We start from the raw sequence: 17,202 nt of genomic DNA, 5'->3' as shown, positions 1-17,202 counted from the left end.
CAAAGAAAATGAAAAATAAGGGTAAAAAAAGGGCAATTTTCTTGCCCCTTTTTTGTTGAGTGCTGTTTTATAACATAGCGCTATTATAAAATTCCACAGGTTCATTCGAGCCTAAAGCAACAGGCACACGTTGATGCAAGCTAGTTGGCGCAATATCTAAAATTCGCGCTCCTCTAGAGGTTGCTTTGCCACCTGCGTTTTCAACTAAAAGTGCTAACGGATTTGCTTCATAAAGCAGTCTTATTTTTCCGTTATCGTTACCGATACGTTTATCCTGTGGATACAAAAATAAACCGCCTCGGCATAAAATACGATGAACGTCGCCGACCATCGCTGCATTCCAACGGATTGAGCTTTTTTCGAAGTTTTCACAGGTGTATAGCAATTTATCAAAATACACTTGTGTTGGTTCGTCCCAGTAACGGTAGTTAGCCATATTAACGGCAAATTCACGACTTTGCTCTGGCACACTTAACTGCTTATTTGTCAGTAAGTAACCGCCGTGTGTTGAGTCTAATGTATAACAACGTGTTGGCCCGCCAGTGCTCATTACAAGTAATGATGAAGGGCCGTATAACACATAACCTGCACATACTTGATTTATACCAGGCTGACTAAATTGCTCGTCGCTGTCAAAAGGAACATCATCACGGGCTAAGTAAATAGTAAATATAGTGCCTATTTGCCCATTAACATCAATATTAGAAGAGCCATCTAGCGGGTCAAAAGCAACAATAAATTGACCTTCAGGATGGCCACCTACCGCATGATCTTCTTCCTCTGATGCAACTGCTCGTACGCTGCTATCGTCAAGTAGTATGTCTTTAAGTAGTTGATTTGCGATTACATCAAGCTTTTTTTGAACTTCACCTTGAACGTTTTCATTCAATGTTGAACCTAAAACACCGGCTAATTCACCTTGGCTTACTCGAAAAGCTATCTCTTTACTGGTCGCTAAAATTGTGCGAATAAGTAAAATAAGGTCGGTATTTACACCGTCTTCTTTCAATACTGTATTTAATCTTTTCATACGCTATACCTATTTACACAATTTAGATCGTCAAAGCATTGCTCTAGCCTTGCAACCATACTTTGCTCTGAATGACGCAGCCATACGCGAGGGTCGTAATATTTTTTGTTTGGCTTATCATCCCCGTCAGGGTTACCAATTTGCCCTTGTAGGTATGCTTGCTTGTCTTTGTAGTAATCTAAAATACCTGTCCAACACGCCCACTGCGTATCGGTATCAATATTCATCTTCACTACGCCATAGGTTAAAGACTCTGCAATTTTATTGTACTCAGAACCACTACCACCATGAAATACAAAGTTAATTGAGTTGCTTGGTAGATTAAATTTTTCTGATACGTAAGTTTGTGAATCTTTTAAAATAGTTGGCGTAAGAACAACGTTACCCGGTTTATATACACCATGAACATTGCCAAAAGATGCCGCAATTATAAAGTTAGGGCTAATACGACTTAAACGCTCGTAAGCAAATGCAACATCTTCAGGTTGAGTATATAAAGCAGAACTATCTAAGTGTGAGTTATCAACACCGTCTTCTTCGCCGCCCGTGCAGCCAAGCTCAATCTCTAGCGTCATACCTATTTTTGCCATACGCATTAAGTAACGTTCGCAAATTTCGATATTTTCTTCTAAAGACTCTTCTGACAGATCAATCATATGCGAGCTAAACAGTGGTTCGCCAGTCAGTTCAAAGTGTCTCTCACCTTCATCAAGCAAACCATCAATCCAAGGTAGTAGCTTTTTAGCTGCATGATCAGTATGAAGCATCACTGCCACTTCATAATGTGCTGCCACTGAATGTACATATCTTGCAGCACTTACCGCCCCAAGCACTGCTGATTGTTGCTCTGGTAAGGATAAGCTTTTACCACAAAAAAATTGAGCTCCACCATTAGAAAGCTGAATAATAACGGGCGAGTTTTTCTTTTTAGCAGCTTCTAGCGTCGCATTTATAGATGTTGTACTAACAACATTTACCGCTGGTAACGCATATTGGTTAGTACGTGCGTGTTCATACACAGCACTTACTTCGTCGCCAACGATTACGCCTGGCAGTATTGTTGGGGCTAAATAATTCATTTATCAGATCCTTTCTACTTTAAAGCTTGGATACAAGAATCGGTAATTGCTTGCCAATTTTCTTGTTCAACCCATTCTTTTTTCGCTATCCAAGTACCGCCAACGGCGAATACATTATTTAAAGAAAGATAGTCCATTTTGTTACTTTCGCTAACACCACCTGTAGGACAAAAGCTGACTGCTCTAAATACTGACGACACAGCTGATACAAAAGGTGCTCCACCGGCAAGCGAAGCCGGGAATAATTTTTGCTCTTCAAAGCCATATTCAAGCGCCATTAAAATATCACCGGTGTTTGATACACCAGGAAGTACCGGTACATTACATTTAGCAAACGCTGTAAGTAATGCAGGAGACACCGCTGGCGTTACAATAAAGTCAGAACCCGCTTCAAGTGCTTGCTCTAAAATATCAGTATTTATGACTGTACCCGCACCTACTTTTAGCTCAGGCACTTGTGCTTTAATAGCTTTTAATGCCTCTATTGATGCCTCTGTTCTTAGTACTACTTCAACTAGAGTAAGGCCCGCGTTAGCCATGGCTTTTGCTATTTGAACACCTTGCTCTGGCGTATCAGCTTGAATTATAGGTAGCAGTGTTTGTCCTGACATAAGTTTAGAAAAGCGAGTCATAACCTTGTTCCTTTATAAAAAGTAATGCGGCCGAGGTATAACGGCCTTTAATGTTTGATTATTTTGTTATACCAATTGCATTAAATTAATGAGCTATTATAGCGACAAGAAAATAGCTCAATAACAAGGCTAAAATTATGATACATAGTTGCTCTATATAAATAATTTTTAACGTAGTTAGTGAGTTATTTAATACGCTAAGGTGATCATGTTTTTAATAAAATTGGTATCAGCTCCCAGCTTCAGCCATTGCTAGCTGAAATATATCTTTTGGAGCAATTGCGCCTGGCTGTTGTATAACAGCACCTGCTGCTTTTGCAGCAAGTTGTACAGCACTTGAAATTGATTTATCAGATAAACGAGCACCTAAATAAACACCGTTAAAGGCATCGCCTGCGGATGTCGTATCTACAACATTTGTTACCGGTATTATGGTGTGGTTTTGAAGCGTATCGCCCTCTTTTGTCACTACCGATTTAGGGCCATTTTTAACAACAATTTCTTCAATTTGGTAAGGTTTTAAATATTCAACAACCGCTTCTACGCTATGTACGTCATAAAGTGCTGTTAAATCTTCAACCCCTGGTAGGGTGATATCTGCAAGCGTAAAAGCTAAATGATACTGCTCTTTTGTTTCCTCTACACTATTCCACAAACGCGCTCTGTAATTAGGATCAAAAACTATTTTAACCCCAGCATCTTTGAGCTGCTTTACAACTTTCCAAAAATGCTCACGTGCACTTTCTTCAATTACTGCTAATGAAATTCCTGAAAAGAAAAACATATCACCTTGGCTAAGCTGCTCGAGCGCATCAGCATCTAAAAAATCAACAACCTTTTTAGCTGCAGAATCATTACGCCAATAAATAAAGCTACGTTCACCATGCTCATCGGTTTCTATGTAATACATGCCAGGTACTTTGGTATCGTGAGCAAATACGAGTTGTGTATTTATTTGTTCACTTTCAAAGCGTTCTTGCATTTTTTTACTTAAATTATCTTGACCTAAAGCCGTAACAACCGAAGTAGTAACCTGCGGGAAGCAACGTTTTAAATACACTGCAGAATTATAAACATCGCCTGCAAATGATTGGTGTAGTGTGGCTGCGCTCATAGCTCTAAGCTCGACCATGCATTCACCGATAAAGTAAATATTTTTCATCTTGGAAGTTACCCTATTTAGTTAACTGCTATGCGCTTATACAAAATATGTTGGCATAGCAGTTATTATCTAGATTATTGAGGCTTTTTAAGAGGTTCTATTTTTGGAATTAAAATCCAAACAGCGGCCATTGCTATAATGGCTAAAGAAGCACCAATAACAAATGCTGGCGTATAGTTACCATCAGCAGTAAGAATAGGCACAAGCGATGTAAGGCCTACAGCGCCAAGTTTTGCCGCCATACCAGAGAAACCTGATAATGTACCTACCGCTTTTTTGCCTAACAAATCACTTGGTAGTGTTTGCACGTTACCAATTGCAGTTTGAAAACCAAATAAGATAACAGCCATAATTAGTACCGCAGTTGTTGGTCCACCTGGATTTGCCATTGCAAGTAACGCAGGTAGCATAATTAAACAACCCAGCGTAATAGTTAGCTTACGTGTTTTGTCTGTATTCCAGCCTGCTTTAAGTCGGTTTTGAGCCAATAAGCCACCAAACCAAGCACCAAACATAGCGCCAACATAAGGTACCCAACCGTATATACCAATAGACTTAACATCCATGCCATATACTTCGTTTAAGTAAATAGGAATCCAAAAAACAAATAACCACCAAATAGGGTCAATCGCAGCAGAGGCAATAATTACACCCCAGCTTTGCTTACGAGACAGTAACTCTTTCGTTGAAGGATTATATTCTTCTTCATCTTCGCCAGTTACATCGCCGTTATCATCAACACGTCTTTGACCTGTTAAGATATATTCACGTTCTTCGGCAGTAAGCCAAGGATGAGAGCTAGGCGGCGCTTTAACTAAAATTAACCAAGGCACTAACCAAAGAAAACCTAATACACCCACAAAAACAAACACCATTTGCCAGCTAAAGTAGATAGTTAAATAAGCAATTAAAGGAATAGCAATAATGCCACCAATTGCGGCACCAGAGTTAAAAATACCCTGTGCTAAGGCGCGCTCTTTAGTTGGAAACCATTCAGCATTACCTTTAGCTGCTCCCGGCCAGTTACCGGCTTCTGCTACACCTAAGATTGCGCGAAAAATACTAAGGCTAAGTACACCTTGTGCAAATGCATGCGCAACGGTGGCAATAGACCAAACACCTATCGATAAAACAAAACCGAAGCGTGTGCCTACCCAGTCAAATATTTTACCAAATATGGCCTGACCAAATGCATAAGCAAATACAAATACAATTGAAATGTTAGCGTATATTTGTTTACGTTCTAATGCTGATTCATCAGGGAACAAATCTTCAACAATGTCCGGCCAAAGCACACTAAGTGCTTGGCGGTCTATATAGTTAATAATGGTCGCTAGCGCAATTAGCGCTATAACCCACCAACGTAAGCCTTTAAGTTGCATAATTAATCCTCAAGAAAGTCTTCACGCGCTGGGCTAAAGGTATCAATCAGGATTCCGCCTGTTGGACAGGTAGCACCATGATCAGCAAATGGAGGGATTAAGCAGCTATCACCCGGTTTTAAGATTTTAGTTACGCCATCAATGTTAAAGTGAAACTCACCTTCAACAACATACGTTACTTGAGAATGTCTGTGAGCATGGTTATAACCAATAGCCCCTTTCTCAAACCAAATTTTAACGGCCATTAGCTCTTCGTTATAACCTAGCATTTGACGTTTTAGACCATTTCCTAAATCTTCAATTTCGGTCTCGTTGCCAAATGAAAAGTTTGCGCTTTGCTTTTGCATCCTGTTTACTCCTGATTATTGTTCATCATATAAACGCCTAATCGGCCATTTAAAGTGAACTCTTTATTTTGATAATTGAATGTGTGTGTGCCAGACTTAGCTGATTCAGCAACTTTGTTAATAGCCACTAAATACGAATTGCCTTTAATATCAAGTTCAACAAGTGTTAAATCGCCCTGCTGACTATATTCAAGCTTTGTAACTCTACTAACAGCTTCTAAGGTATATTCTTTACTTGGGTTGTATTCACCGTGAGGCTCTAATACTGATATAAATTTATGATTTTTTTGACCCTCAACACGACGAATAAAACCGTTTTCGTTGCGTAAATTAAAATCAGGGTCGTTTGCGCCTATTTGAGTAAATAAGAAAGACTCATCACCTTTAACCAAGCTCGTTTGCGTATAAAAGCGACCATTTTCGTTTAGCCACGTTACTTTAGCTAAACCACTTTGAGGTTGCGCTTGAGCTTTAAGCCATAGATGTTGGTAGCCATTTTTAGTACCTAGCGCAGACAGTTGTGTTGCATTTGCTTTTAACTCAAAGCTAGTATCGATAAGCTGACCTTTATAATGCAAAGGCAGGTCAAGTTGATGCGCTTTATTTGCAGCAACATCAAATATATCAAGTGCAACTGTGCTTTGTAGTTCAGGTAAGTTAATAAGTGCAAGCGTACGCTCAAGATCAACGCCGTTATAAGCTGTGCTTATTTCGCCGCTTGAAATCGTGCCGTATTCATTTGTTTCGAAAAAGTTAAGTGTAGGGTAATTACTATTTCCTACTTCAACATTTGCATTAAAATGCGTTGTTTCGTCAACCACTACCGTATTGTGCGCAACAGTGTGTTTAGCGTAAGTTTCGTTTTCAGGTAAATAACGACCGCCGTATTTAGCTTCTACATTTAAAAAACGTGCTGCGCCATAATCAGATACAATTTCATTACCGTGGTCGTAAAATTGCCATGTTAGTTTGTCAAAATGACCGTGACCTAAGCCTTGTGCAGCAGGTTTAAATAGCAGTGCTTGATCGCCACCTACCTGCGTTCTCATTACAACTAGAGCACCTTGTTTACCGTCATTACCATCGCCGAAGGCAACAGATTTAAACGAATAAGGTTTTGCCATGTTGTTATCAAGTGCTTGAGCTACTTTTAGTCCATCACCAGAGAGAATTATTTGGTCTTGTTGCTTAGCAATATCTAAATAACCCGCATCGTTGGTTAAGCCATAGGCTGCCGTTACACCATTAACTAACTCAATAGTATCGATACCTTTACTTTTTATTGCATCGTTAATTGGGAAAAACAAACCGTTGTAGCTAAGTTGAATCGTCGTATCAATCGCTTTTAATAATATGCCATCGCGATATTCAAATATTTTTCGTTGTGGTTCGTTATTTTCAATCGCTTTAGCAAACGTTACAAAGGGTAATAGTGCAAAGCGTTGATAGTAAGGACCTTCATTATAGTAACCTTGTGGTGAAAACAGCATCTCTAGCTGCTTAATAAAGCCACCCTTACCCGACTTTTCTAAATCGTATAATGATTTTTCTACCCACTCAGATTCGCCTAATACATACCCTGCCATGCCAACACCCGCTGTTGCCCATGTTCCATGGTTATGTACTTTATTAAATGTAGAGGGTTGGCCTACAGACGTGAACAACGAAACAGGACGGAGTAAGTCATTCTCGATTGTTTTAATGTTATCGGCATTTAACGAGTCATGAATTAGATCATAAGCTTGTATTGTGTACACAAGCCACATTGCTTCATTTAGGCTTTGCCAAAAAAACTTACCTGGATTTTGCGAGTCCATTTTACGTTTTGGATGCAGACCAAGCGTTGGGTATAATTTTGCATACTCAAGCAACATATCGCGTACATAGTTTGCATATTTATCATCTTGGCTTAGTTGATAAATGATTCCTGCGTTATACATAAGCTGATAATTTTTTTTGTGGCGTTCATGTGTATAACCACCACCACCATCTTTTGGTACAGGTACCGCAATTGGTTGAGCTATTTGTTCGTCTACTTGCGCTTTTAATAGCTCAAACGCAGTAGAAAATTTACCTTCGCTGCCTATTGCTTGGCGCATTTGCTTAACATCATCAGTAGTAATTACTAAGTTTGGGTGCGCTGCATGCGCACCCAATGATGTAAGTAATGTAAGTGCTGCTACAGCCGCTATTTTAAAACCTGTTTGGCATTTTAATAAGTACATAGTATTTACCCTGCCTTCTTTAAAATGTTGTTGTTTTTTAATACTGCCGTGTGTGGGCCTTTAACTCTTAGTTCTTTAACACTTGGTGCTTTAGTTGCATCAAATATATTGTCTGAGATTTCAGTTTTAGGCTCGCCTACTGTGTGCTCTACAACAATAGGAGCAGATTTAACAAATTTATTATCTTTGATATTAGTAACCTGAACACCGTGAACATAAATGCTCGCTTGCTCTTTGTTACGCTTACCAAGGCCGACGTTATTAAGCGTGTTATTTGTCATTTCAAAATGGGGGCCAAATGTACTTTCATCAGAACCACCACGGTAAAGCTTAACTATGCCGCCTTTTACATCATTAAATGTATTATTATTGACAATAACGTATTCCGCGTTATAAACACCTAAGTCTTCAATTTCAGTATTTAAACGTAAAATATCGCCAGTTACTGCATTAAAGGTATTATCTGTAACAATAATTTCGTCAGCCATTGCACCTTTACCAGTGATAAAGAAATGGAATGAATGATTAATATCTAAAGCATTTAACTGTGAGTTGGTCATTACAAAGCGGTAATTATCAACCATACCCCATTTTTGCGTACGAACAATGCTGTTACCTATTGCATCTGGCGCGTTTTCACCTGAAATTGATAAACCATCTAGTTTTAAGCTGCCGCCATCATGTATTTCAAACAAGGTAGAGCGTTGAAAAGTAAGTTTAGACTTTGCGCTCTGCTTCGCTTTAATTGTCAACGTTTTATCAATTTTAACCAGTTTAGAAACATCATATTGGCCAGGCGCTAGTTCTAGAACATCGCCAGACTCTGCATTATCAATAGCGTCTAGTAATGCACTTACATCAGCTTTAACAGAATGTGTCTTACCAGAATCAAAATCAACTAAAGCAGGTACTTTTGCATACCAGCTAACACCGGTATCTTCTTTTTTAAGTACTTTTAAATCGCGCTTTGCACCTACATTTAAACTTTTAGATGTTGGGTAAAGTAGACCATTACTTGCTTTTTCAAGCGTGATTTTTTCTTTTTTTACACCGTACGTTAGCTCAGAAAGCACTTTTGTATCTGCAATGTTGTTACTTAGTACCAGCCCGCTTACATCGTCGAATGTTGTAAATGGCTGTTCACCATCTTGATTTATGATTAAGTTGTTTTTCATTACGCTATTTTTAGGGGTTGCGCTACGCTCAGCATCGCTACCTGCAGCAAGTTGAATATGACGCACATTTATAAATGTGTTGTTTTCAATCGTCGCATTTTCTACTTGGTGATAACGATTAATAGATGAATTTGGTACGCCGTTCATCACAGTAAAACCACTGCCAAAACGATAGCCTGTTAGGCCTTGTAGGTAGTTATTTCTTACAATTTGATCTTTATTGATAACGCGGATACCACCTGTGTGATCAACACCATTACCAATAAAAATATTTTCTTCTATAAGATTACCATTACCATGGCGCAGCGTTAATGTACCGCGCGCTTCATAAAATACGTTATTACGAAGGATGTTTTTGCCTGATTTAACCGAAACAATTTCTACTTCACCATTGGTACGTTCAAAGTAATTATTTTCAACCAATGTATGCGAATCAGTTAGTGAGTAGTGGCTGGTGCCAATACGCAGGGTTTCACCACCGTTCGAACCAAAAGTAGGACGGTAGCCAAAATAGTTGTTGTCTATGCGGTGATAGTTTTCCTGACTTGCTTTAGTGTTTAAACGAACAGCAACTGTCACACCTTTATTTCGTTTACCAACTAAATGACTATGATCAAAGCGGTTATGCTGTCCATATAAGGCAACCCAATAATCAGACTCTCGTTTGTCTGGATTACTGTAATTATCGATTACTGTTTGAGTAACTCGTGAATTGTAGGCTAATTCATTTTTATTTTTACGAAATTCTATTACAGCTGAGCTCGGTGTGTAGCCGTCTTTAAATACTAAACCTGAGGCTTCAAGATATTTACCTGCAAGTCTTAGGTTAGATTGACCTGATAGAATTACTTTTCCGTTAGTTTCAGCGGTTAATATAATAGGAGAGTTTTTTGTACCTTGGCCTTCAAGTAGGATTTCGAAGTCAGACCAAGTACCATTTCTAAGTACTACTTTGTCGCCAGCAACTAGATTGGCTGCGATATCATTAAAAGCTTGTTTACTTTCTATAAAATAATCTTTGGCCGCTATTTGTGTGGATATGCAACCGATGAGAACTAGACTAAGCTTTATTGTATTAATCAAACGCATAGTTAACTCTTTTTCGTTGTGACTGAAAGTAATGCTTCATCAGAATCTAAAAAAGCTGACATTACACAAAGACTTTAGTCAATTGGTGTCATGTGTGTTAAAGCGCCTTAAGTTAAAACTTAAAGCGCTCAATAAGGTCGAGAAGTATTACTTTTCTAACTTTTTGAAGTAATCAAAAATTTCAGGAACGTTACCTTGACCCATACCAGCGTCAAACGCTGCTTGTAGGTTAGCTGATGAACCTTCAGCGATTTTTGATTCAGTACCTAGGTCTTCTACCATTTGTAGGAAGTAGCCTAAATCTTTGTTTGCATTAGCAATTGAGAAACCAAGGTCGCTAACATTATCAACTGCATAGTTTTTACAAAATTGCATAAACGGTGAGTTAGATGGACCAGTCGACATGATGTCGAAAAGTTGTTGACGGTCAACACCAGCAAGCTCTGCCACTGCAAATGCTTGTGACATAGCACATACTGTCGTCATGCCCATAAAGTTGTTGATAAGCTTAGTTGTATGGCCTGCACCTAGCTCGCCAAGATGGAAAACGTTTTCACCTTGATCTTCCAGTACTGGTTTAACTTTATTGAATGTATCAATATCACCTGCAGCCATAATGTTTAAAAGACCGTCTTTAGCATGTGCTGGTGTACGACCTAGTGGCGCGTCGATCATGCCTGCGCCTTTAGCTGCTAAATCAGCACCAATTTTTTTCGTAGATGATGGGATAGAAGTACCAAAATCAACTAATACTGCACCTTCTTTAATGCCCGCTAGGATACCGTCTTCTGCGTAAACAATTTTTTCTACAACGGCAGACGTTGTAAGACAAAACATAACAATATCAGAACCTTCAGCTAGCTCTTTTGCAGTGCTTGCTGTTTTTGCACCTCGAGCAACACATGCTGCAACCGCATCTTTACTAAGGTCCATAACAATTAGCTCATAGCCTTTGTTTTGTAAATTTTCGGCCATATTGCCGCCCATAAGGCCTAGACCAATGAAACCAATAACAGGTTTTGACATGAATAACTCCTAGATATGATGGCGCAAACTTTTATGAGTATGAGTAATGATTTACCCCATAAAATAGGTACGCTCTGTCTTTATTTTAATTCAGTAGAGTAACCCTTAGTAAGCTAATGAAATAAACCATCTATGTTCTGCAATTTTGCTATATAAAATAACTCTACCTATAAATAAGTTGTCTTATTTGGCTGAAACATTACTGGTTATATATTAACTACGACTAAGTATTACTCTGATAATTTACCAACATATTTAACCCCCTGAAAACAGAGGTTACCAATTGGTATGCAAAAACTTTATTACCATACAGTAATTTTGTCAACCAATAAGTTAACTTTGTAAAACATGTCAATTTACAATGCATTAAACCAAAAACAACTAAGTTACTTAATAACAACAACTTGGTTAATAAAAACCATATTTCAAGCAATAATTTCCAATAAATATTTAAATGTTTTCATAACCATTCACAGGTTGACCAATAATCAAACTTTCACTGTTAAACTTGTTATATTAGACAAAAATAAAGTAAATCAATAAATAAATGTTGTAACAGGATTAGCTCAACCGATTTTATTTGCCCAGCTTGCCTTCATCTATTGCAAAAGCGCATAAAGCTCATACACTGTGCAGTAAATAACAGCTTAATAAATGAAACTAAGGTAGTAAAAATGCGCTTATTACATACTATGCTGCGTGTAGCCGATTTGAATAAATCAATTGCTTTTTATACTGAAATACTAGGTATGAAGGAATTACGCAGAGCCGATAACAGTGAATACAGATACACGCTTGCTTTTGTTGGATATGGCGATGAAGTAGATAACACAGTGTTAGAACTAACTTATAACTGGGACGAAGATAGCTACGACCTTGGTAATGGATATGGCCATATTGCTATTGAGTTTGATGATATTTACAAAGCATGTGCTGATATTAAAGCTGCCGGTGGCAATGTAAGCCGTGAACCTGGGCCTGTAAAAGGTGGTACTACTGAAATTGCTTTTGTAAAAGACCCTGATGGTTATGCAATTGAGTTAATTCAGAAAAAAATATGAGTGAATCTTAAATTACCTACCAACTAATTCAAGTTATAACAATTTGCTTAATGCTAGTCTGCTTATATATGGGGTCTATTTAACGTTAAGAAAATTACGCTAGAACTAGGTAAAAATTTTTGTATCTAGTTGTTCTAAATGAAAATTTTCAACGACGTTATAGTGCAATTTAATTCGTTAAATTGATCAAAGATTTATGCTGGTTGGTATAACTATGGAGGGATTTAATTTTATAAATTTTCAAATACTTATTTAGATTGGTATTAAATAAAAGGTGCTTTTCAGCACCTTTTTAACGCAACTGACTATCTTTACTGCCACGTCTATTAAACGATTTAGCGCTAGTATCATTACCTTCTATTGCAGCTTGGCATGCAACACAATAACGCACTCCAGGTAACGCGAGCCTTCGTGCTTGTGGGATTTTCTCATCACACTCATCACATAGCTCTGCACTTGCGCCAGATATTAAATTGCTTCTTGCAAACTGCACGGCGTCGTTAACACTTGCATCAATTTGATCTTGAATTGCACCGTCTCGTGCCCATCCACTTGCCATAAATCCTCCTAATAAAGTTGGATGTTTAAATTTATGCTACCAAATTGAATCTTTATAAGTACTGAATATTTTTGGATTTTTGGATTTTTGGATTTTTGGATTTTTGGATTTTTGGATTTTTGGATTTTTGGATTTTTGGATTTTTGGATTTTTGGATTTTTGGATTTTTGGATTTTTGGATTTTTGGATTTTTGGATTTTTGGATTTTTGGATTTTTGGATTTTTGGATTTTTGGATTTTTGGATTTTTGGATTTTTGGATTTTTGGATTTTTGGATTTTTGGATTTTTGGATTTTTGGATTTTTGGATTTTTGGATTTTTGGATTTTTGGATTTTTGGATTTTTGGATTTTTCAACACTAATAACACTTCACTTCCCTATTAAATAAGTAAGTGGCGTCCCCAAGGGGATTCGAACCCCTGTTACCGCCGTGAAAGGGCGGTGTCCTAGGCCTCTAGACGATGGGGACACATAAATGTGTCACTAGGACAACTGAATAGTTTAACTCGTTTCAGGCGAGTTTTCTTAATAACACTACACTTCCCTATTAAAAATAAGTAAGTGGCGTCCCCAAGAGATTAGTACTCTTGATAACGTCGTGCATAGAGAGTGCGGTGTCACACTGTTTTACACAATACTTAAAATAAGTAAGTGGCGTCCCCAAGGGGATTCGAACCCCTGTTACCGCCGTGAAAGGGCGGTGTCCTAGGCCTCTAGACGATGGGGACACATAAATGTGTCACTAGGACAACTGAATTTTTAGACTCGTTTCAGGCGAGCTTTAATAACACTTCACTTCCCTATTAAAAATAAGTAAGTGGCGTCCCCAAGGGGATTCGAACCCCTGTTACCGCCGTGAAAGGGCGGTGTCCTAGGCCTCTAGACGATGGGGACACATAAATGTGTCACTAGGACAACTGATTTTTTAGACTCGCTTCAGGCGAGCTTTCTTAATAACACTACACTTCCCTATTAAAATAAGTAAGTGGCGTCCCCAAGGGGATTCGAACCCCTGTTACCGCCGTGAAAGGGCGGTGTCCTAGGCCTCTAGACGATGGGGACACATAAATGTGTCACTAGGACAACTGAATTTTTAGACTCGTTTCAGGCGAGCTTTCTTAATAACACTACACTTCCCTATTAAAATAAGTAAGTGGCGTCCCCAAGAGATTAGTACTCTTGATAACATCGTGCATAGAGAGTGCGGTGTCACACTGCTTTACACAATACTTAAAATAGTAAGTGGCGTCCCCAAGGGGATTCGAACCCCTGTTACCGCCGTGAAAGGGCGGTGTCCTAGGCCTCTAGACGATGGGGACACATAAATGTGTCACTAGGACAACTGAATTTTTAGACTCGTTTCAGGCGAGCTTTCTTAATAACACTTCACTTCCCTATTAAAAATAAGTAAGTGGCGTCCCCAAGGGGATTCGAACCCCTGTTACCGCCGTGAAAGGGCGGTGTCCTAGGCCTCTAGACGATGGGGACACATAAATGTGTCACTAGGACAGTTGATAAGTTTAACTCACATCATGAGCTTTAAGGTAATTGCGTTTAATACAAGTAAAGACTCGAGCTTTAATTGTGACGCTATTTTCTCGGTAAAACCGCCTTTAACTAATAAAAGTTAAGTGGCGTCCCCAAGGGGATTCGAACCCCTGTTACCGCCGTGAAAGGGCGGTGTCCTAGGCCTCTAGACGATGGGGACACAGAAAACTGCTACCCTAGGACAAAACACTAATTTTTGGTGGAGCCATGCGGGATCGAACCGCAGACCTCTTCACTGCCAGCGAAGCGCTCTCCCAGCTGAGCTATGGCCCCAACTTAATCAATACCCGTCGTGATGAACACATCGTGTATCGCTTAGTGCGGGGCGCATTCTATGCACCACCCAAAATAAAGTCAACAGTTTTTTACCTAGCTTTATTTAAATGGTTTAATTTTCAACAAACTGGCTATCAAGCGTGCTAAAAAATACAATTTGAATAAGATTCTAACCCTACTGCTTATAATAACATCACTATATTACAACGAATACTCAATAGCCCCCACTCCCCCATTTAATGAAACAAAATTTCATCAAAGCAAAGGTATACATTTATATGCAAATTAAACTTATCTAAAAACTACCAATTAAGGCCTCGCCAATCGCCTTAATCTTTTAAAAGTTACAATTGCTTATAATAACCAAAACTTAAGTGTGGGTTTGAGAGTACCCGCAGCCTTTACTTGCTTAATAACCAGCGTAACTCGTACTAAAAATTCGATTATTGTTTGAAGAGCATTTTTAAAAGAGCATTGTAGCTTCGTAATTCTATCTACAAAACTTCAGGGCGCGTTGACCTTTGGTGGGTGAAGCGGAAGCTTTGCTCGGTTTTTACTTATTCTTACATGGATGTAAGCCTGTCTCTTATACACAAGTCTTTGAATATCGTTAAGTCTGTGATCTAATCGATCATCATCACTCATAGATTTATCATATGCACACAAACACTTCTGAAGAATGGGCTCAATTAATTTTTGGTAACGCTAATTTAGGAGATCCGAGACGCACCCGACGATTAGCTCTACTAGCAAGCGATATGGCTGAGAATGCAGACAGCTCAATTGTTAAGGCTTCTGATACACCCGCAAAAATTGAAGCCGCTTATCGTTTCATTAGAAATGAGAAAATATCCCCTCAAGCGATTGCCTATTCAGGATTCTCACAAACGAGTGAAGCGGTAAAGCAGTTGCCTTTGGTTCTCGCTATCCAAGATACGACAGGATTGACATTTAAACACAGTGTTTGCAAAGAATTAGGCGATGTGAACTGTACAAATACATTAGGAAAACCATCAAAAACAAGAACGCTATATGCGTATTCAACTTTAGCAATTGATGCAGATACGGAGCACGTTATTGGTTTACTCGACCAGTACTATTGGTTTAGGAAATCAAAGGTTAAAGGGACTAAAGATCAACAACAGCAACGCCCTTACGAAGAGAAAGAAAGCTATCGCTGGCAACAAACATTAATGGATATAAAAAAACGTACAGGTGAATTATCAAATATACTTAACATCTGCGACAGAGAAGCTGACATTTATGAGTACATGACTTACCAAAAAGATGAAGGGCATCGATTTTTAGTCAGAGCAAAAGAAAATAGAAAATTAATAGAGCCTCAATGCAATCTCAATCAGTTAATAGAAACAGCGCAGGGTCAGTGTTGTTACACTATTAATATAGCGCAACGTGCGGGAAGAAAAGCGCGTCAGGCCCGAATTACATTGAGCTATCAACCTATAACACTCGCCAAGCCTAAGCGAGTACAAGGGCAAGAATCACCGACATTGAGCGTCAATGTCATTGTCTGTCAGGAAAAAGAAAGTACGCAAAAAAATCCATTATGTTGGATTTTATATACGACAGAGCCCGTAAATACAGCAGAAGATGCCCAGAAATTAGTAAGATACTATGAACTTCGCTGGCGTGTAGAGGAGTTTCATAAAACATGGAAAACAGATGGAACCGAAGTAGAAGATTTACGTTTGCAGCACAGTGATAATATTTTACGAATTGCGATCATTAAAGCGTTTATTGCTGTCAGGTTATTACAGCTGCAAAATATGGCGCAAAGGAGTGAATTAGACAAAGAAGTGAGATGTACAACTTGTGTTAAAGAGATGACGTGGAAATTACTATGGGCAAAGGTTGAAAAGGATGTGTTGCCGGATAAAGTACCGTCTCTCCATTGGCTATACTATAGTTTAGCGAAATTGGGAGGGTGGTATGACAGTAAAAGAAATGGTCGAGTTGGCGTAAAAGCACTCTGGAAGGGGTGGTTGAAATTAGCAGAAATGGTCGAATCTGCCGAATTGTTAATATCAATTCAGCAGACAGAAAAGTTGTGATCAAGAGACAGGGATGTAAGCCATTAGGGTAACGCAGGAGCAGTTACCGAGCCCACTAGGTTACAAACCTCGCGCCGCGATTTAATCGTCCCTAGATTGGACAAATTTGAATCCACAAAGGTCAACACGCCCTAGTTATATGTGATCTATTTAGTCTTAACCCGAAGGCTAGTAGTGAGGAATACGTATTTACGAAATGGCTAGGTTGGCTTATAAAAATAAAGTAAGTACAAAAATAGAGTTTAGAATGTTGAAAATAGCATTTGTTTTGGGAAGTTTAGATTAAATTCATTTTTAAAGGACCGCTCTATTCACTAAATAACTTGCCCTAATGCTAATTCATCTTGTTCATAGTCATAAAAACGACTCAAATAAAAAACAATGAGTATCGTAAAACTAAATTTAAGATTAATAGAACTACAATTCCCTGCTCACTTTTAGGTGTTTAATTGAACTGCAACCTTAAATTTGATGATAAAATAGACTTCAATCGTATCCTGTTGTTTATAAAACCTTCGTTCAGTACATTTTTATCATTC

13 protein-coding genes and 8 tRNA genes are annotated in these 17,202 nt (G+C 38.6%); 2 read left to right on the top strand and 19 right to left on the bottom strand.

The genetic code is table 11. From position 1 onward, the window contains the following. Positions 1–67: 67 nt before the first annotated feature. The 9 genes from AOR04_RS06190 to AOR04_RS06150 form a co-directional block, all read right to left on the bottom strand. Positions 68–1,030: a class 1 fructose-bisphosphatase gene (locus AOR04_RS06190; RefSeq protein WP_096792784.1), complete on the bottom strand. Its 963-nt coding sequence runs from the start codon at positions 1,028–1,030 to the stop codon at positions 68–70. Continuing rightward, positions 1,027–2,109 (bottom strand): class II fructose-bisphosphate aldolase, encoded by a 1,083-nt coding sequence (gene fbaA, locus AOR04_RS06185; RefSeq protein WP_096792783.1) that lies wholly within the window; start codon positions 2,107–2,109, stop codon positions 1,027–1,029. The genes AOR04_RS06190 and fbaA overlap by 4 nt, the downstream gene beginning before the upstream one ends. Before the next feature lie 14 nt (positions 2,110–2,123). After that, positions 2,124–2,741: a bifunctional 4-hydroxy-2-oxoglutarate aldolase/2-dehydro-3-deoxy-phosphogluconate aldolase gene (eda, locus tag AOR04_RS06180; protein WP_096792782.1), complete on the bottom strand. Its 618-nt coding sequence runs from the start codon at positions 2,739–2,741 to the stop codon at positions 2,124–2,126. Between the two features lie 229 nt (positions 2,742–2,970). Continuing rightward, positions 2,971–3,903, bottom strand: a complete 933-nt coding sequence (locus AOR04_RS06175) for a sugar kinase (RefSeq protein WP_096792781.1) — start codon at positions 3,901–3,903, stop codon at positions 2,971–2,973. Positions 3,904–3,977: 74 nt separating this feature from the next. After that, positions 3,978–5,285, bottom strand: a complete 1,308-nt coding sequence (locus AOR04_RS06170) for an MFS transporter (protein ID WP_096792780.1) — start codon at positions 5,283–5,285, stop codon at positions 3,978–3,980. 2 nt (positions 5,286–5,287) lie between these two features. Beyond that, positions 5,288–5,632: a cupin domain-containing protein gene (locus AOR04_RS06165; protein ID WP_002962963.1), complete on the bottom strand. Its 345-nt coding sequence runs from the start codon at positions 5,630–5,632 to the stop codon at positions 5,288–5,290. Between the two features lie 5 nt (positions 5,633–5,637). Continuing rightward, a complete protein-coding gene (locus AOR04_RS06160; protein WP_096792779.1) occupies positions 5,638–7,857 on the bottom strand; it encodes a heparinase II/III domain-containing protein in 2,220 nt (739 codons plus the stop codon). 5 nt (positions 7,858–7,862) lie between these two features. Further along, the gene (locus AOR04_RS06155; RefSeq protein ID WP_096792778.1) at positions 7,863–10,121 is read right to left on the bottom strand and encodes a polysaccharide lyase 6 family protein; all 2,259 of its coding nucleotides are present in this window, start codon (positions 10,119–10,121) and stop codon (positions 7,863–7,865) included. Between the two features lie 147 nt (positions 10,122–10,268). Further along, entirely contained in the window at positions 10,269–11,147 is an 879-nt protein-coding gene (locus tag AOR04_RS06150) for an NAD(P)-dependent oxidoreductase (protein WP_002962960.1), read from the bottom strand. Between the two features lie 674 nt (positions 11,148–11,821). Here AOR04_RS06150 and gloA point away from each other — a divergent pair. Continuing rightward, positions 11,822–12,208, top strand: coding sequence for a lactoylglutathione lyase (gene gloA / locus AOR04_RS06145; protein WP_007378595.1), 387 nt, complete (start codon positions 11,822–11,824; stop codon positions 12,206–12,208). Between the two features lie 292 nt (positions 12,209–12,500). Here gloA and AOR04_RS06140 read toward each other — a convergent pair whose 3' ends face one another. The 10 genes from AOR04_RS06140 to AOR04_RS06095 form a co-directional block, all read right to left on the bottom strand. Continuing rightward, entirely contained in the window at positions 12,501–12,767 is a 267-nt protein-coding gene (locus AOR04_RS06140; protein ID WP_008137432.1) for a DksA/TraR family C4-type zinc finger protein, read from the bottom strand. Positions 12,768–12,775: 8 nt separating this feature from the next. Further along, positions 12,776–13,126 carry a hypothetical protein gene (locus AOR04_RS21570; protein WP_157770537.1) on the bottom strand — a complete coding sequence of 117 codons (351 nt, stop codon included), beginning with the start codon at positions 13,124–13,126 and terminating at the stop codon, positions 12,776–12,778. A gap of 34 nt (positions 13,127–13,160) precedes the next feature. After that, positions 13,161–13,236, bottom strand: a tRNA-Glu gene (locus AOR04_RS06130). A gap of 183 nt (positions 13,237–13,419) precedes the next feature. Beyond that, a tRNA-Glu gene (locus tag AOR04_RS06125) sits at positions 13,420–13,495 on the bottom strand. 90 nt (positions 13,496–13,585) lie between these two features. Then, positions 13,586–13,661 (bottom strand) — tRNA-Glu (locus AOR04_RS06120). Between the two features lie 92 nt (positions 13,662–13,753). After that, positions 13,754–13,829 (bottom strand) — tRNA-Glu (locus AOR04_RS06115). A gap of 181 nt (positions 13,830–14,010) precedes the next feature. Next, positions 14,011–14,086: transfer RNA gene (locus AOR04_RS06110), tRNA-Glu, on the bottom strand. Between the two features lie 93 nt (positions 14,087–14,179). After that, a tRNA-Glu gene (locus AOR04_RS06105) sits at positions 14,180–14,255 on the bottom strand. 144 nt (positions 14,256–14,399) lie between these two features. Continuing rightward, a tRNA-Glu gene (locus tag AOR04_RS06100) sits at positions 14,400–14,475 on the bottom strand. A gap of 37 nt (positions 14,476–14,512) precedes the next feature. Beyond that, a tRNA-Ala gene (locus AOR04_RS06095) sits at positions 14,513–14,588 on the bottom strand. A 659-nt stretch (positions 14,589–15,247) separates the two neighbouring features. Here AOR04_RS06095 and AOR04_RS06090 point away from each other — a divergent pair. Next, on the top strand, positions 15,248–16,663 hold the full coding sequence (locus tag AOR04_RS06090) for an IS4 family transposase (RefSeq protein ID WP_096792777.1): 1,416 nt from the start codon (positions 15,248–15,250) through the stop codon (positions 16,661–16,663). Positions 16,664–17,202 lie beyond the last annotated feature (539 nt).

This window comes from Pseudoalteromonas sp. 1_2015MBL_MicDiv, assembly GCF_002407505.1.
Lineage (GTDB): Bacteria > Pseudomonadota > Gammaproteobacteria > Enterobacterales > Alteromonadaceae > Pseudoalteromonas > Pseudoalteromonas fuliginea.
This window is presented reverse-complemented; position numbering and strand designations above follow the sequence as displayed.

Excerpts from the sequence above, each read along its gene's own strand:
- AOR04_RS06150 (WP_002962960.1), bottom strand. The coding sequence starts at position 11,147 with ATGTCAAAACCTGTTATTGGTTTCATTGGTCTAGGCCTTATGGGCGGC.
- fbaA (WP_096792783.1), bottom strand. The coding sequence starts at position 2,109 with ATGAATTATTTAGCCCCAACAATACTGCCAGGCGTAATCGTTGGCGAC.
- AOR04_RS06165 (WP_002962963.1), bottom strand. The coding sequence starts at position 5,632 with ATGCAAAAGCAAAGCGCAAACTTTTCATTTGGCAACGAGACCGAAATT.
- AOR04_RS06140 (WP_008137432.1), bottom strand. The coding sequence starts at position 12,767 with ATGGCAAGTGGATGGGCACGAGACGGTGCAATTCAAGATCAAATTGAT.
- AOR04_RS06170 (WP_096792780.1), bottom strand. The coding sequence starts at position 5,285 with ATGCAACTTAAAGGCTTACGTTGGTGGGTTATAGCGCTAATTGCGCTA.
- eda (WP_096792782.1), bottom strand. The coding sequence starts at position 2,741 with ATGACTCGCTTTTCTAAACTTATGTCAGGACAAACACTGCTACCTATA.
- gloA (WP_007378595.1), top strand. The coding sequence starts at position 11,822 with ATGCGCTTATTACATACTATGCTGCGTGTAGCCGATTTGAATAAATCA.
- AOR04_RS06175 (WP_096792781.1), bottom strand. The coding sequence starts at position 3,903 with ATGAAAAATATTTACTTTATCGGTGAATGCATGGTCGAGCTTAGAGCT.
- AOR04_RS06190 (WP_096792784.1), bottom strand. The coding sequence starts at position 1,030 with ATGAAAAGATTAAATACAGTATTGAAAGAAGACGGTGTAAATACCGAC.
- AOR04_RS06160 (WP_096792779.1), bottom strand. The coding sequence starts at position 7,857 with ATGTACTTATTAAAATGCCAAACAGGTTTTAAAATAGCGGCTGTAGCA.
- AOR04_RS06155 (WP_096792778.1), bottom strand. The coding sequence starts at position 10,121 with ATGCGTTTGATTAATACAATAAAGCTTAGTCTAGTTCTCATCGGTTGC.
- AOR04_RS06090 (WP_096792777.1), top strand. The coding sequence starts at position 15,248 with ATGCACACAAACACTTCTGAAGAATGGGCTCAATTAATTTTTGGTAAC.